The sequence below is a fragment of the Acidovorax sp. M2(2025) genome, from assembly GCF_049330835.1.
Classification (GTDB): domain Bacteria; phylum Pseudomonadota; class Gammaproteobacteria; order Burkholderiales; family Burkholderiaceae_C; genus Acidovorax.
Window position 1 is genome coordinate 1,677,219 of record NZ_CP186262.1, and the last position, 13,252, is coordinate 1,690,470.

Here is a 13,252-nt window from a genome sequence, read left to right on the forward strand (position 1 = left end):
AAGCTGCAAACACCTTTTTCCCGCGCAGCCCACCACCCTTCATGACCGCCACCGTCTTTCGCAATGCCGTACTCACGGGCGCCTGTGGCGGCCTGGGCCAGGCGCTGGCCCGCGCGCTCATCCACCAGGGCGCCGCCGTGGCCCTGGTGGGGATGCACCGTCCCACGCTGGAGGCGCTGGCCGCCCTGGCCCCCGGGCGGTGCGCGGTGTACACACCCGACGTGGCTGACACCGCCGCCCTGCAGGCCATGGCGGCCGACTGGATGGCGCGCTGCGGCACGCCCGATCTGGTCGTCGCCAACGCGGGCGTGGCGGGCGGCTTTGACACCGCCGAGGCCAGCGACCTGGCCGTGATGCGCCGCATGCTGGAGATCAACCTGCTGGGTGCGGCCACCACGTTCCAGCCCTTTGTGAAGGCCTTGCGGGCGCAGCAGCATGGCGCGCTGGTGGGCGTGGCCAGCATCGCGGGCTGGCGCGGCATGCCGGGCAATGGCGCCTACTGCGCCAGCAAGGGCGGGCTGATCCGCTACCTGGAGAGCCTGCGTGCCGAACTGCGCCCGGCCGGCGTGCTGGTGAGCACGGTCAGCCCCGGCTACCTGCGCACCGCGCTCACTGCAGGCAACCGCTTTGCCATGCCCGGCCTGATGGAGCCCGAAGCCGCCGCCCAGGCCCTGTTGGCAGGCGTGGCGCGCGGGCGTACGCACATCGTGCTGCCGGCGCGCATCGGCTGGCTGGCGCGGCTGCTCAATGTGCTGCCCGGCGCACTGCACGACCGCCTGCTGCTCGCCCAGCCCCGCAAGCCGCGCGTGGGCGAGGCCGGCGCCACCGCTATCCCGGGCCTGCCGCACCCCGACGAGACACCGACCCACGACCGACAAAGCAATAACCTATGACACCGGAGACAACCCCCACCCCGCCAGACGCTCGCCGCCCCATCGCCCTCATCGGCGCGGGCCCCAGCGGCCTGGCCGCCGCGCGCAACCTGCAAAAGGCCGGCCTGGCCTTCCAGGGCTTCGAGGCCCACACCGACGTGGGCGGGCTGTGGAACATCGACAACCCGCGCAGCACGGTGTACGAGTCGGCGCACCTCATCTCCAGCAAGCACACCACCGAGTTCACCGAGTTCCCCATGCGTCCCGAGGTGGCCGACTACCCCAGCCACCGCGACATGCGGCAGTACTTCTTCGACTTTGCCGATCACTTCGGGCTGCGCCAGCACTACCGCTTCGGCGCCCGGGTGCTCAAGGTGGAGCCCGTGGGGGAGGGCGCCGCGCCGCTGTGGCGCATCACCTGGACCGAGCGCGGCGGGCCCGAGCAGGTGGCTGACTTCGCCGGCGTGGTGATTGCCAACGGCACGCTGGCCGAGCCCAACCTGCCGCGGTTTGAAGGGCAGTTCGACGGCGAGCTGCTGCACACCAGCGTCTACAAGAGCGCCGAGCTGTTCAAGGGCAAGCGCGTGCTGGTGGTGGGCGCCGGCAACTCGGGCTGCGACATTGCCGTGGACGCGGTGCACCACGCGCGCAGCGTGGACCTGTCGGTGCGGCGCGGCTACTACTTTGTGCCCAAGTACGTGTTCGGCAAGCCTGCCGACACGCTGGGCGGCAAGTTCCAGCTGCCGCCGTGGCTCAAGCAGAAGATCGACAGCGTGGTGCTGCAGTGGTTCACCGGCGACCCCGCGCGCTTTGGCCTGCCCCGGCCTGAGTACAAGATGTACGAGTCGCACCCCGTGGTGAACTCGCTGGTGCTGCACCACCTGGGCCATGGCGACATCCACGTGAAGCCCGACATCGCGCGCCTGCAGGGCCACACCGTGCACTTCAAGGACGGCAGCGCGCAGGACTACGACCTGGTGCTGTGCGCCACGGGCTACCAGCTGCACTACCCCTTCATCGACCGGGCGCTGCTCAACTGGCAGGGCATGGCGCCGCAGCTGTACCTGAACATCTTTCCCCCCCGCTTCGACAACCTGGCCGTGATGGGCATGATCGAGGCCAGCGGCATCGGCTGGCAGGGCCGCTACGAGCAGGCCGAGCTCATTGCCCGCTTCTTCAAGGCCCAGGCCGAAGGATCGCCCCGCGCCGAAGCCCTGCGCCGCGCCAAGGCCGGGCCGCCGCCAGACCTTTCGGGCGGGTTCAAATACCTGAAGCTCGAGCGCATGGCGTACTACGTGCACAAGGACACCTACCGCAACGCGGTGCGGGCAGCGGCCGCTGCCCTCGCCTGAAAGGCCCGCCATGCTGCCTGTGGACGAAATACGCCTCAACTTCAACCCTGCCTCGCTGGTGGCGCTGAACGTGGTGCTGGGCTTCCTGATGTTCGGCATCGCGCTGGACACGCGCGTGGCCGACTTCCGGCGCGTGCTGCGCATGCCCGGCGCCATGGCCGTGGGCATTGCGGCGCAGTTCATCGTGCTGCCGGCCGTCACGTTTGCGCTCACGCTGCTGCTGCAGCCCGGGCCCAGCATCGCCCTGGGCATGATCCTGGTGGCTTGCTGCCCGCCGGGCAACGTGAGCAACATCCTCACGCACCGGGCCGGGGGCAACGTGGCGCTGTCGGTGTCGATGACGGCCATCTCCAACGCGCTGGCCATCGTGCTCATGCCGGTCAACTTCGCGTTCTGGGGCGGGCTGCATCCCACGGCCGCGCCGCTCTTGCGCAGCATTGCGCTGGACCCGCTGGAGATGGCGGGCCACATCGTGGTCATCATCGGTCTGCCCTTCGTGCTGGGCATCCTGTGCGCCGAGAAGCTGCCCCACCTCACGCAGCGCGTGCAAAAGCCGGTACGCATCCTGAGCTTCGTGTGCCTGATCGGCTTCATCGTCGGCGCCGTGGCGGGCAACTGGCGCTACTTCCTGGACTACGTGGGCCTGGTGCTGCTGGCCGTGGCGCTGCACGATGCGCTGGCCTTCAGCACGGGCTATGCGTGTGCACGGGCCTGCGGGCTGCCGGACTACGACCGCCGCGCCGTCAGCATCGAGGTGGGCATCCGCAACGCGGGCCTGGGCCTGGTGCTGATCTTCAGCTTCTTCGGCGGGCTGGGCGGCATGGCCGTGGTGGCCGGCGTGTGGGGCTTCTGGGACATCATCGCGGGCCTGGCGCTGGCCAGCTGGTGGGGGCGCCGGCCGGCGCCCGTGCCCCCGGCCGTGGCCGCACGGGAGCAGCGCGCATGAGCGGCGCCGCACCGCTGGGCGGACGCCGCATCTTCATCACGGGGGCCGACGGCTTCCTGGGCCGCAGCCTGGTGGCCGCGCTGGCGCGCGAAGGGGCGGCCGCCCTGGTTGCGGCCGACGTGCGCGAGGTGCCGCCCGAGCGGCGGCTGCCGGGCGTGGCCTGCCTGGTGCAGGACGTGCGCGACCCAGCCCTCGCGCAAACACTGGCGGCCCACGCCATCGACAGCGTGGTGCACCTGGCCTCCATCGTCACGCCCGGCAAGGGCTCCAGCCGGGATTTCGAGTATTCGGTGGACGTGCTGGGCAGCCGCAATGTGCTGGACGCCTGCGTGGCCGCGGGCGTGCAGCACCTGGTGGTCAGCTCCAGCGGCGCGGCCTACGGCTACCACGCCGACAACCCCGCCTGGCTGCGCGAGACGGATGCGCTCCGGGGCAACGAGGCGTTTGCCTATGCCCATCACAAGCGGCTGGTGGAGGAGATGCTGGCCCAGTACCGCGCGCAGCACCCGGCGCTGGCGCAGACCGTGCTGCGCATCGGCACCATCCTGGGCGAGCAGGTGGACAACCAGATCACGGCCTTGTTCGAGAAGAAGCGCCTGCTGGCCATCCGCGGCAGCGCAAGCCCCTTCGTGTTCATCTGGGACGAGGACGTGACCGGCGCCGTCCTGCACGCGCTGCGCACCCGCCGGCCGGGCTGCTACAACCTGGCGGGCGACGGCGCGCTGCCCCTGCGCGAGATCGCCCGGCGCCTGGGCAAGCCCGTGCTGGAGCTGCCCGCCGGCCTGCTGCGGGCGGCGCTGGCCGCGGGCTCGGCCCTGGGGCTGAGCCGCTACGGCCCCGAGCAGCTGGACTTTCTGCGCTACCGCCCTGTGCTGCTCAACACCGCGCTCAAGGACGTGCTGGGCTACCGGCCGGCCAAGACCAGTGCCCAGGCTTTTGATGCCTTTGTGGCGGCGCGCGCGCGCCAGGGGCGGCCGGTGGCGGCTGCCGCCACTGCGGTGGCTTCGGCATGACGGCCCCGGCACTGAGTCGCGGCGACCTGCTGCGCGCGCTGGCCGTGGTGGTCATCTGGGGGCTCAACTTCGTGGTGATGAAGTGGGGCTTGCAGGGCCTCAGCCCCATGCTGCTGGGCGCCCTGCGGTTCATGGCGGCGTCGCTGCCGTTTGTGCTGTGGGTGCCACGGCCCGCGCTGCCCTGGCGCTATGTGGTGGGCTACGGCCTGGCGCAGGGGCTGGGCCAGTTCGGGTTCTTGTTCCTGGGGCTGCAGTGGGGCATGACGGCGGGCATGGCCTCGGTGGTGATGCAGACCCAGGCCTTTTTCACGCTGCTGCTGGCGGCGCCGCTGCTGGGCGAGCGCGCCCAGCCCTGGCAGTGGTGGGGCCTCACGCTGGCGCTGGGCGGGCTCATGACCATTGGCCTGGCCCACGGCGAGGGCCCGGGCCAGATGACGCTGGCGGGCTTTGTGCTCACGCTCTGCGCGGCCTTCATGTGGGCCGTGTCCAACCTTGTGGCGCGCCGTGCCGCGCAGGCCGGGGCGTATGCGCCGTTTCCCTTCATCGTGTGGAGCAGCCTGGTGCCCATCGTGCCGTTCTTCGCGCTGGCGCTGGCAACCGACGGGGCGCCCGCCGTGGCGGCCCAGCTGCGCGGGCTGAACGGCGCCTCGGTGCTGGCCGTGCTGTACCTGGCGCTGCTGGCCACCTTGCTGGCCTACACGCTGTGGACGCAACTGCTGCAGCGGCACGCAGCCGCCCGGGTCACGCCGTTCTCGCTGCTGGTGCCGGTGGTGGGCCTGTGGGCGGCCTGGGCCTTTCTGGGCGAGGCGCCCGCGCCGCTGCAGTGGGCCGGTGCGGTGGCGGTGCTGGGCGGCCTGGTGGTGAATCAGGCCGGGGGCTGGCTGCGGCGGCGGCGGCGCGCATTCGTGCCGCCGGGCGCGTGAAAAAAGCATCCCTAGAATTTCGGCTTTTCCCCTCTCTTTTTTTGACACGCGAGGATGCACGGTGGCCGAGAACGTGATGTTGCAGGTGGATGGCTTGTGTTTTGCCTACCCGGAGTGCGCGGTGCTGGACGGGCTGTCCCTGGCGTGGCCGGGTGGGCTGGCGCTGGTGCAGGGGGATGAGAGCACCGGCAAGACCACGTTGTTGCGCATGCTGGCCGGCGAGCTGGCGCCCCAGGCGGGCGAGGTCACCCTGCAGGGCGTGCGCCAGCGTGGCGCGCTGCAGGCCTACCAGGCCCGGGTGTTCTGGCACGACCCGCGCAGCGCGGCGCTGGACACGCTGACCGCCCGGCAGTGGCTGGACGGCCTGCCGGCCCGGTACCCGGCGTGGGACGCTGCGGCGCTGGCCTCGCACGTGGAAGGCTTTGCGCTGCAGCCGCACCTGGACAAGCCGTTCTATGCGCTTTCGACCGGCAGCCGGCGCAAGGTGCTCATGGCCGGCGGGCTGGCCAGCGGCGCGCCGCTCACGCTCTTCGACGAGCCCGTGGCGGGGCTGGACAAGCCCTCCATCCACCATCTGCTGTCGGCGCTGGCCGCTGCCGCGGGCCGCGGCGACCGCCTGGTGGTGGTGGCCCACTACGAAGCGCTGCCCGGTGTGGCCTGGGACCATGCCGTGACGCTGGTGCGCTGAGCCGTGGGCGTTGTGGGCGGGCCTGCGCCGCTACACTGGCGCTTCTCCCGCCGTGCCCCCTGAAGGAACCCCATGGACGCCTTGCTTTTTGCCCCCGTGGCCTTGGCCATCGCGCTTACTCCCGGCCCCAACAATTTTTGCGGCCTGAACAACGGCATCCGCGCCGGCATTGGCGCAGCGCTGGTGGCCACGCTGGGCCGCGTGGCGGCGTTTGCCATCTTCCTGTCGATTTCGGCCGTGGGCCTGGGGGCGATGCTGCTGGCCTCCGAAGCGGCGTTCACCGCCGTCAAATGGGCCGGTGCCTGCTATCTGTTCTGGCTGGGCTGGCGCGCCTGGCGCAGCCGTGAGTTCAGCGGGCTGGAGGTGGTGGAGGGCGGCGAGCTGCAGGCCTCCCCGACCCCTGTGCCGCTGAAGGCGCTCATCGCCCAGGAGTTCCTGCTGGGCATCACCAACCCCAAGGCCATCATTCTCTTCGCGGCGATCTTCCCGCAATTCATCGACCCCGGCCGCCCCGCCGCACGCCAGTTCCTGGTGCTGGGCGCCGTGTACCTGATGGCGGAATTCGTCTCCACCGCGGTGTACGCCGCTGGCGGGCGGCAGATCCGCCGCTTCATCCGCACCTCGCGCGGGGTGGTGCGCCTGAACAAGGCCACGGGCGGCTTCTTCATGGGGGCGGGCGGCCTGCTCCTGGCCTCCAACCGCTGACGTCCCTGGGGACGCCGGGCCGCCCTACATCGCCTTGAACAGGTGGGCGTACAGGCGGCTCACGGGCAGCTTTTCGGGCCGGCCGGCCAGCTCCAGATGCAGCTTGCCGGCCTCGTCGCGCGTCACGGTGGTGATGCTGCCCGCGCGCACCAGCGTGCTGCGGTGCACCTGCCAGAAGACCTGCGGGTCCAGCTGGGCGATCAGTTCCTTGAGCGGCGTGCGGATCAGGAATTCGCGCGCGGCGGTGAGCACGCGCACGTACTTGTCGGCCGCCTCGAAGTACAGCACATCGGCCACGGGCACCATGTGGATCTGGCTGCCGCTGCTGGCCTGGATCATGGTGAGCGGGGCCGCGCCGGCGGCGGACGCTGCAGCCGGCGGCGGGGCAGACGCCACGCCAGGCGCCGCCAGCAGGTGGCGCAGCTGCGCCATCGTTGCTTCCAGTTTTGCTTCCAAATTGATAGCCGCTGGCGCTTGACTGGTAAGCGCTAGCTGCAGTTTTTGCACTGTTTTTTGCAGCCGGGCGGCCTGCACGGGCTTGAGCAGGTAGTCCACGGCCTGGGCCTCGAACGCCTGCACGGCGTACTGGTCGTAGGCCGTAACGAACACCAGGGCCGGAAAGGGCTTGCCGGCAGGCCAGGCGTCGGCCAGCTCGGCCGCGGCGTCCAGCCCCGTCTGCCCGGGCATGCGGATGTCGAAGAACAGCACGTCGGGCTGCAGCGCCAGCGCCTGCTGGGCGGCCGAGAGACCATCGCCCACCGTGGCGACGATCTGCAGCGCCGGCCAGGCCTGGGCCAGCTCGTGCTGCAGGGCGGCCGCCAGCAGGGGTTCGTCTTCGGCGATCAGGGCGCGGGGCGGGGCGGAACTCATGGGTTGGCGGGGTTTTCTAAAGGAAAAGTGACTCTAGCGCTTGTCCCGCCTGCGCTGGCAGCTATCAATTCAAGAGTGCCTTGGCTGCCGTGCAGGGTGGCCAGGCGCTCGCGCACCTGGGCCAGGCCAAAGCTCTGGCCCGGTCCGGTGGCGGGCAGCGTGGCGGGCAGGCCCGCGCCGGTGTCGTTCACTTCGATGACCAGCAGCGGCCCGTCGGCCCCGGCGCGCGTGCTGGCGCGCACGGTGATGTGGCCGCCCTGTACCTGGGGCTCCAGGCCGTGGCGGATGGCGTTTTCCACCAGCGGCTGCAGCAGCAGCGGCGGCACGGGCACGTCCTGCAGGGCTTCGGGCAGCTCCAGCGTGTAGGCCAGGCGGGCGCCCATGCGCACGGCCATCAGCTCCAGGTAGTCCTGCAGCCGCGCAAACTCGGCCGACAGCGGGTGGCGCGTGCTGCGCGATGCGGCCAGCGTGGCGCGCAGGTAGCCGATCATGCGGTCCAGCATGTGCTGGGCGCGCGCGGGGTCGGTGCCGATCAGCACGCGCAGGTTGGCCAGCGTGTTAAACAGCATGTGGGGTTCGAGCTGCGTTTCCAGCAGCTTCAGGCGTGCCTCGGTGGCGTGTACGCGCGCCTCGGCCATCTTGCCCTCCAGATAGGCCGACTTGTGAATGGCGTAGAAGTAGTAGGTGCCCACCAGCCCGGCAATGGCCGTGATGAGGATGGAGGTGCGCTGGTCCGCCCCCGTGGTGGAGGTGCCCGGCGGATAGAAGTGGAAATAGTGCACGCACAGCGCGTCGGCCACCGCGGTGCCGGCCAGGTAGCCCACGGCGATGCCGACCACCACCAGCGCAATGCCTTGCCAGCCTTGCGGCCAGCCGGTCTCGGCAGCGGAAGGCACCAGTTCGCGCCCCAGGTCGATGATGGCCCAGGTGAAGGTGCCGATCAGCACCGAATACACCACCGGCGGCCCGTAGGGCTTGTCGGGCATGAAGGCGTACTGCAGCGTGGCCACCGCCAGCGTAAAGGCCACCACCTGCAGGTAGTGCCGCAGCTTGCTGATGCCGTTGAAATAGCGCCGGGGCGTCATGGCCGCGGTTGCCGGTCTCGCGCGTGCGCCTGCTCGCGCTGCAGCGCCTCGCGTTCGCGCTGCACCATGCGCTCGCGCAGGCCGCTGCCGTTGCCCAGCAGGAACACCGACACCCCGTGCAGCCCCAGCCCCAGCCCCCAGCCCAGCAGCGGGTACACCGACCACGGGCGCGTGCCGAACGCATAGCGCGACATGGCAAACACCAGCGCGTTGACCAGGACGAACACCAGGGCGTGCAGGTACCAGCCCATTTTTGCGTTGGCGCGCCGGCGGGCCAGTGCGTCCAGTTCTTCGGGGCTCAGGGGTGATCGCATGGTGGTATGGATGGCAGAGCAGGCAGGGCCCGGGGGTGCGTGGAATTCTAGGGGGCCGCCGCGGGCCGTCAGCGGGGTGCTGCCAGCGGCTGCAGGTGTTGCGCCAGGAAGGCGACGATGCGCTGGTCCAGGGCGGGCAGCACCGCGCGGTCAAAGCCCTCGGGGTCGGCCAGCAGGTGGCGGTCGGTGCGGCCCAGCACGTCGGCGGGGGGCGCGGGCGACAGCATCACGCTGTGGCCGGCTTCGGGCAGGTGCGCGATGCGCGTGCACGGGGTGCACGCGGCGGCCACCGCCTCGCCGTGCCAGCCGGGCGTGAGCCAGATGTCGCGGCCTGCTGTGACGAGCCCCAGGGGAATGCGCGGCTTGCGCAGCGACTCCAGGTCGAAGTCCGCCGCCGCGGGCACGCCGGCCACGGCGACTGCGATGCGCGGGTCGTGGGCACGCACGGGCTCGGCGTCGTCAAAGCGCTGGCGCAGCACCCCCAGGGCGACGGCTTTCTTGAGGCCGTCGAGCCAGCCGCCCGTCAGCAGCGTGAAGGTGCCGACGCAGGCGTTGAAGTCCTCGGCCAGATGGGCTTCGCAGTGGGCCAGGAAGCGCTTGGGCGACCACTCGCCGCCCGCCAGGCTCAGGGCCGTGTGGCCGCCCGCCGACTGGCCCACCACGCCCACCCGGTCGAGCGACAGCAAGGGGGCGAACTGCGGCGCGGCGGCCACGGCATCGATGGCGCGGGAGACCTCTTCGGGGCGGCGCTTCCAGCTCACCGGGCCGGCTTCTGCGGCGTCGCGGGCGTTGTCGCCGCGGTGCTCAGGCAGGGCCACCATGAAGCCGGCGTCCACCAGGGCGCGTGCCAGATCGGTGTGCACCCAGGGGCCGCCGCCCGAGCCGTGCGACAGCACCACCAGCCGGCCATTGCCCTGCACGGGTGCCGCCTGCGGCGCCACCAGCACGGTGAAGGGGCTGCGGCGCACCGGCTGGTCGGCTTCGGGCGTGGGGTAGAACACGGTGACCGGGCCGTCGCCTTGCAGCCCGGGCAGCACGGCCAGGCCCATGCCGGCATGGGCGCAAGTGGCGCCGGCGGCCCAGGTGACGGCGGTAGCGGCCAGCAGCCGGGTTAGAAAGCGGGAGAGGGGGGCGCAACGCATGGCAGGGCTCCCGGCGGTCAGTGGCTGGCGCCTGGCTGCCGGGCCATGCGCTCGCGCTCGGCCTGCACCAGGCGGTCGTAGATGCCGGCGCCCCCGGTGGTCAGGAACACCACCGCGCCATGTACCGCCAGGCCCAGGCCCCAGCCCAGCAAGGGAAAGACGGCCCAGCCCCGGCCGCTGGCGGCTGACAAGGCGATCAGCAGCAGGTTGACCAGCACATAGACGCTGGCGTGGATGAGCCAGCCGAGCTTGGCGCCGGCGCGGCGGCGGGCCAGGCGTTCGGTGGCGTCGGCGGTGGGATGGGAAAGCAACGAAGAGCGCATGGTGTGTGTCCTGGTGAATCGAAGACTAAAAAGAGACGGCGGTGTCGGTATCAGACAGAGGGGCGGGTCCAGACGGCGGTCATCTGCAGCGCACCGCTCCCCTGGGCCAGGCGCCACAGGCGCAGCGCCCGGGCGGCGAACAGGCCGTTGAACACGCCGTACAGCGTGCCGATCTGCAGGGCGAACTCGCTGCTCCGGGCCAGCAGCGGCTGCAGCGCCAGTTCCACGCCCACGAAGTACTTGGTCAGGAAGATGCCCAGGATCAGCGCCAGGGGCATGGCGCTGCCGGGCACGCAGAAGCTGCGCGCTTGCGGCAGGTACTGGGTGCCGGCGGGCGGCGTGGGCTGGAACCACAGGGCCAGCGCGGCCAGGGTTGCCGTCGCCGCGAACCAGGAGCCCAGCGCCACGGATGCCTGCCCGGCCGGGCCAAAGGCCGAGGCCACGCCATACACGGACAGCCCCGTCATCGCCAGCGGTGTGGCCAGCGCGCGCACCAGGCCCATCTGGCGGACCCGCAGCTGGCTGGCGCCCAGCCACAGCAGGCCGGCCAGCAAGGCCCAGACCGAGGCGGGGGTGCGTTGGATGATGGGGCCCAGCATCTGGGGTTGTTGGATGAGCAGTTGGATCAGCATGGAAAGCTCCTGATGGGGTGGGACAAAAAGGGGAGGAGGGGGCAGAACCTGTTCAAGATCTTTTCGGGGTCGCACAAGCACCTTGCCGGGATGGGATGCAAGGCGCGGTGCGCGGCCAATAGCCCGGCTATCGGCAAGCGCCGCAACGCCGCAGACCGCCCGGCAAGGCGCTTGCCCGAAGGGTTGGAGTGAAATCGGGCCGATGAACTGGGAGCTTTGGCGCCCCGGCTGCTTGCATGGGCATGAGCCCATGCGGCGCGTCCGAAGCATCCACTTCATCACGATGGCACTCCAATACGATCCCCGAAAAGATCTTGAACAGGTTCTCAGGCCACGCCAAGCGCGGACCACAGCGCGTGGCCCAGGTAGCGCCCCGGCAGCAGGGTGAAGACGCCGGCCGTGACGCATGCGCCGAAGTACAGGCCCTGCATGGTCTTGCGATGGGCGGCGACGTTGCCCCGCGCCAGGTGGATGAACGAGCCCAACAGCCCGAACAGCGTGACGGGCACCAGCAGGTGGATGACGCCGAACCCACCCAGGCGGGGCCCGACGTTGCCGCTGATGAACAGCGCCGACACGGCCGTGGCCGCCATCAGCGTGACCCAGGCGTAGCCCGCGGCGCGGTGCAGCCGGGGGCGCTGCTGCCGGCCCTTGCGGGCCCACAGGGCCAGTGGGCCGATGGCGGTGGCCGCCAGGGCGGCGGCGAGGTGGATGGCGATGGCGGGGGTGAGTTGCATGGCGTCGTCTTCCGGGAGGGTTCTTGCGATGGACCGGACTGTGCCGCCCGGGCCGCCCCCCCGCCACCGGCCTGCGACGAAATGCAGGCCGGCCTGCGCCAAATGCGCGGCAGGCGCCGCGAACGGCGGCGGACCGGCACCGCAAAATCAGGCGGGCTGCAAGGGCCCGGGGGCCTGGAACTGGCTCTGAACCCCCAAGGTTTACTTTTCTTCGCACAGCCTTCAAGGCTGAGCGCGAAATGTCCCCCTACGATCCGGCAGGGGGTGTGCCCCGGCCCACAATGCGGGCCGGGCGTGCAGCCCCGAAAACGCACCAGGACCGCCATGAACCCGCAAGAAGTCAACGCGCCAATCCCTTCCTCCCCGCCTCCCGCGCCGCCTTCCCGCCCCTCCCGCCGGCGCCGTTGGCTGGGCAGCCTGCTGGCGCTGGCCCTGGTCGGGCTGATGGGCGGGGGGGCGTGGTACCTCGTCCAGCGCTCCGGGCAGGAGCCGGGCGGCGGGCCGGGCTTTCCCAGCGGCGGGCGGCCGCTGGTCACCGTGGGCGCGGCCGTGGCCCGCAAGGCGGAATTGCCGGTGGCGCTGGATGCGCTGGGCACCGTGGTGCCTGCCGCCACCGTCACGCTGCGGCCCCAGGTGTCGGGGCAGCTCACGCAGGTGCTGTTCACGGAGGGGCAGATGGTCCAGAAAGGCCAGCTGCTGGCGCAGATCGACCCGCGGCCCTTCGAGCAGGCCCTGATGCAGGCCCAGGGCACCCGCCAGCGCGACGAGGCGCAGCTGGAGAACGCCCGCCTGACGCTTGCGCGCTACCGCACCCTGCTGTCGCAGGACTCCATCGCGCGCCAGGACGTGGACACCCAGGCGGCGCTGGTCAAGCAGCTGGAGGGCACGGTAATGACCGACAAGGCGCAGGAGGGCACGGCCCGGCTCAACCTGGGCTACACCCGCATCACCGCACCGGCGTCCGGGCGCATCGGCTTGCGCACGGTGGATGCGGGCAACTACGTGACCTCGGGCGACACTGCGGGGCTGGCCACCATCACCCAGGTGGCGCCCATCGACGTGCAGTTTGCCGTGCCGCAGGACCGGGTGGGCGACATCCAGGCCGCCCAGCGCGAGTCCGAGGCCCTGGCGGTGACGGCCTGGGACCGTACGCGCAAGGTGGAACTGGGCCAAGGCCGCTTTTCCACGCTGGACAATCAGGTGGACACCACCACCGGCACGGTCAAGGCCAAGGCGCGGTTCGACAACGCGGCCGGGGCGCTGTTTCCCAACCAGTTCGTCAACGTGCAGCTGCTGCTGCGCAATATTTCCGCCGTGGTCGTGCCGGTCACGGCCGTGCGCACAGGGGCCAACGGCGACTACGTGTATGTCATCAACGAGGACCGGACGGTATCGCTGCGCAAGGTGAAGCGGGGCCAGGCCACGGTGGGGCTGATGGCCATCGCCGAAGGTTTGGCCGAAGGAGAGCGCGTGGTGACGGAGGGCGGCGACCGCCTGCAGGACGGCATGGCCGTGCAGCTGCCGGGGGCACGGCCGCCCCGCCCGGGCGCCAGCGGGCCGCGGGACGGTGCGTCGGCACCGCGCGGCGGTGCCTCGGGCGAGGGCGGCGGGCGGCGGCGCCAGCGGCCGGCCTCGTGAACGGACGGGTTC

General features: G+C 71.1%; 15 protein-coding genes. 8 read left to right on the forward strand and 7 right to left on the reverse strand.

Features of this window, described 5'->3' with window-relative positions:
* Positions 1–41: 41 nt before the first annotated feature.
* The 7 genes from ACOYR3_RS07710 (at position 42) to ACOYR3_RS07740 (ending at position 6,499) form a co-directional block, all read left to right on the forward strand.
* Entirely contained in the window at positions 42–893 is an 852-nt protein-coding gene (locus tag ACOYR3_RS07710) for an SDR family oxidoreductase (protein ID WP_422845866.1), read from the forward strand.
* Positions 890–2,224 carry a flavin-containing monooxygenase gene (locus ACOYR3_RS07715; RefSeq protein ID WP_422845867.1) on the forward strand — a complete coding sequence of 445 codons (1,335 nt, stop codon included), beginning with the start codon at positions 890–892 and terminating at the stop codon, positions 2,222–2,224. The genes ACOYR3_RS07710 and ACOYR3_RS07715 overlap by 4 nt, the downstream gene beginning before the upstream one ends.
* Positions 2,225–2,234: 10 nt before the next feature.
* On the forward strand, positions 2,235–3,170 hold the full coding sequence (locus ACOYR3_RS07720) for a bile acid:sodium symporter family protein (RefSeq protein ID WP_422845868.1): 936 nt from the start codon (positions 2,235–2,237) through the stop codon (positions 3,168–3,170).
* Entirely contained in the window at positions 3,167–4,183 is a 1,017-nt protein-coding gene (locus ACOYR3_RS07725) for an NAD-dependent epimerase/dehydratase family protein (RefSeq protein ID WP_422845869.1), read from the forward strand. The genes ACOYR3_RS07720 and ACOYR3_RS07725 overlap by 4 nt, the downstream gene beginning before the upstream one ends.
* A complete protein-coding gene (locus tag ACOYR3_RS07730) occupies positions 4,180–5,106 on the forward strand; it encodes an EamA family transporter (protein WP_422845870.1) in 927 nt (308 codons plus the stop codon). The genes ACOYR3_RS07725 and ACOYR3_RS07730 overlap by 4 nt, the downstream gene beginning before the upstream one ends.
* 61 nt (positions 5,107–5,167) lie before the next feature.
* Positions 5,168–5,794, forward strand: coding sequence for an ABC transporter ATP-binding protein (locus ACOYR3_RS07735; RefSeq protein ID WP_422845871.1), 627 nt, complete (start codon positions 5,168–5,170; stop codon positions 5,792–5,794).
* Between the two features lie 72 nt (positions 5,795–5,866).
* Positions 5,867–6,499 (forward strand): LysE family translocator, encoded by a 633-nt coding sequence (locus tag ACOYR3_RS07740; RefSeq protein WP_422845872.1) that lies wholly within the window; start codon positions 5,867–5,869, stop codon positions 6,497–6,499.
* 24 nt (positions 6,500–6,523) lie between these two features.
* Here ACOYR3_RS07740 and ACOYR3_RS07745 read toward each other — a convergent pair whose 3' ends face one another.
* From ACOYR3_RS07745 to ACOYR3_RS07775, 7 genes are all read right to left on the reverse strand, one after another.
* The gene (locus tag ACOYR3_RS07745; RefSeq protein ID WP_422845873.1) at positions 6,524–7,369 is read right to left on the reverse strand and encodes a LytR/AlgR family response regulator transcription factor; all 846 of its coding nucleotides are present in this window, start codon (positions 7,367–7,369) and stop codon (positions 6,524–6,526) included.
* Positions 7,366–8,454: a sensor histidine kinase gene (locus ACOYR3_RS07750; RefSeq protein ID WP_422845874.1), complete on the reverse strand. Its 1,089-nt coding sequence runs from the start codon at positions 8,452–8,454 to the stop codon at positions 7,366–7,368. The genes ACOYR3_RS07745 and ACOYR3_RS07750 overlap by 4 nt, the downstream gene beginning before the upstream one ends.
* Complete coding sequence (locus ACOYR3_RS07755; RefSeq protein ID WP_422845875.1) at positions 8,451–8,768, reverse strand: 2TM domain-containing protein; 318 nt, start codon at positions 8,766–8,768, stop codon at positions 8,451–8,453. Before ACOYR3_RS07755 ends, ACOYR3_RS07750 begins: the two co-directional genes overlap by 4 nt.
* Positions 8,769–8,836: 68 nt before the next feature.
* Positions 8,837–9,910 carry an alpha/beta hydrolase family protein gene (locus ACOYR3_RS07760; RefSeq protein ID WP_422845876.1) on the reverse strand — a complete coding sequence of 358 codons (1,074 nt, stop codon included), beginning with the start codon at positions 9,908–9,910 and terminating at the stop codon, positions 8,837–8,839.
* Positions 9,911–9,927: 17 nt separating this feature from the next.
* Positions 9,928–10,233, reverse strand: a complete 306-nt coding sequence (locus ACOYR3_RS07765) for a 2TM domain-containing protein (protein WP_422845877.1) — start codon at positions 10,231–10,233, stop codon at positions 9,928–9,930.
* A gap of 50 nt (positions 10,234–10,283) precedes the next feature.
* Complete coding sequence (locus ACOYR3_RS07770) at positions 10,284–10,865, reverse strand: DUF6622 family protein (RefSeq protein ID WP_422845878.1); 582 nt, start codon at positions 10,863–10,865, stop codon at positions 10,284–10,286.
* A 326-nt stretch (positions 10,866–11,191) separates the two neighbouring features.
* Positions 11,192–11,602, reverse strand: a complete 411-nt coding sequence (locus tag ACOYR3_RS07775; RefSeq protein WP_422845879.1) for a DUF2306 domain-containing protein — start codon at positions 11,600–11,602, stop codon at positions 11,192–11,194.
* A gap of 324 nt (positions 11,603–11,926) precedes the next feature.
* Here ACOYR3_RS07775 and ACOYR3_RS07780 point away from each other — a divergent pair, with 324 nt between their 5' ends.
* Complete coding sequence (locus tag ACOYR3_RS07780; RefSeq protein WP_422845880.1) at positions 11,927–13,240, forward strand: efflux RND transporter periplasmic adaptor subunit; 1,314 nt, start codon at positions 11,927–11,929, stop codon at positions 13,238–13,240.
* The last annotated feature ends 12 nt before the right edge of the window (positions 13,241–13,252 follow it).

Bases quoted from the DNA above. Each gene is read 5' to 3' on its own strand.
- ACOYR3_RS07715 (WP_422845867.1), top strand. From the start codon at position 890: ATGACACCGGAGACAACCCCCACCCCGCCAGACGCTCGCCGCCCCATC.
- ACOYR3_RS07755 (WP_422845875.1), bottom strand. From the start codon at position 8,768: ATGCGATCACCCCTGAGCCCCGAAGAACTGGACGCACTGGCCCGCCGG.
- ACOYR3_RS07775 (WP_422845879.1), bottom strand. From the start codon at position 11,602: ATGCAACTCACCCCCGCCATCGCCATCCACCTCGCCGCCGCCCTGGCG.
- ACOYR3_RS07745 (WP_422845873.1), bottom strand. From the start codon at position 7,369: ATGAGTTCCGCCCCGCCCCGCGCCCTGATCGCCGAAGACGAACCCCTG.
- ACOYR3_RS07750 (WP_422845874.1), bottom strand. From the start codon at position 8,454: ATGACGCCCCGGCGCTATTTCAACGGCATCAGCAAGCTGCGGCACTAC.
- ACOYR3_RS07760 (WP_422845876.1), bottom strand. From the start codon at position 9,910: ATGCGTTGCGCCCCCCTCTCCCGCTTTCTAACCCGGCTGCTGGCCGCT.
- ACOYR3_RS07780 (WP_422845880.1), top strand. From the start codon at position 11,927: ATGAACCCGCAAGAAGTCAACGCGCCAATCCCTTCCTCCCCGCCTCCC.
- ACOYR3_RS07730 (WP_422845870.1), top strand. From the start codon at position 4,180: ATGACGGCCCCGGCACTGAGTCGCGGCGACCTGCTGCGCGCGCTGGCC.
- ACOYR3_RS07770 (WP_422845878.1), bottom strand. From the start codon at position 10,865: ATGCTGATCCAACTGCTCATCCAACAACCCCAGATGCTGGGCCCCATC.
- ACOYR3_RS07720 (WP_422845868.1), top strand. From the start codon at position 2,235: ATGCTGCCTGTGGACGAAATACGCCTCAACTTCAACCCTGCCTCGCTG.
- ACOYR3_RS07725 (WP_422845869.1), top strand. From the start codon at position 3,167: ATGAGCGGCGCCGCACCGCTGGGCGGACGCCGCATCTTCATCACGGGG.
- ACOYR3_RS07710 (WP_422845866.1), top strand. From the start codon at position 42: ATGACCGCCACCGTCTTTCGCAATGCCGTACTCACGGGCGCCTGTGGC.
- ACOYR3_RS07765 (WP_422845877.1), bottom strand. From the start codon at position 10,233: ATGCGCTCTTCGTTGCTTTCCCATCCCACCGCCGACGCCACCGAACGC.
- ACOYR3_RS07740 (WP_422845872.1), top strand. From the start codon at position 5,867: ATGGACGCCTTGCTTTTTGCCCCCGTGGCCTTGGCCATCGCGCTTACT.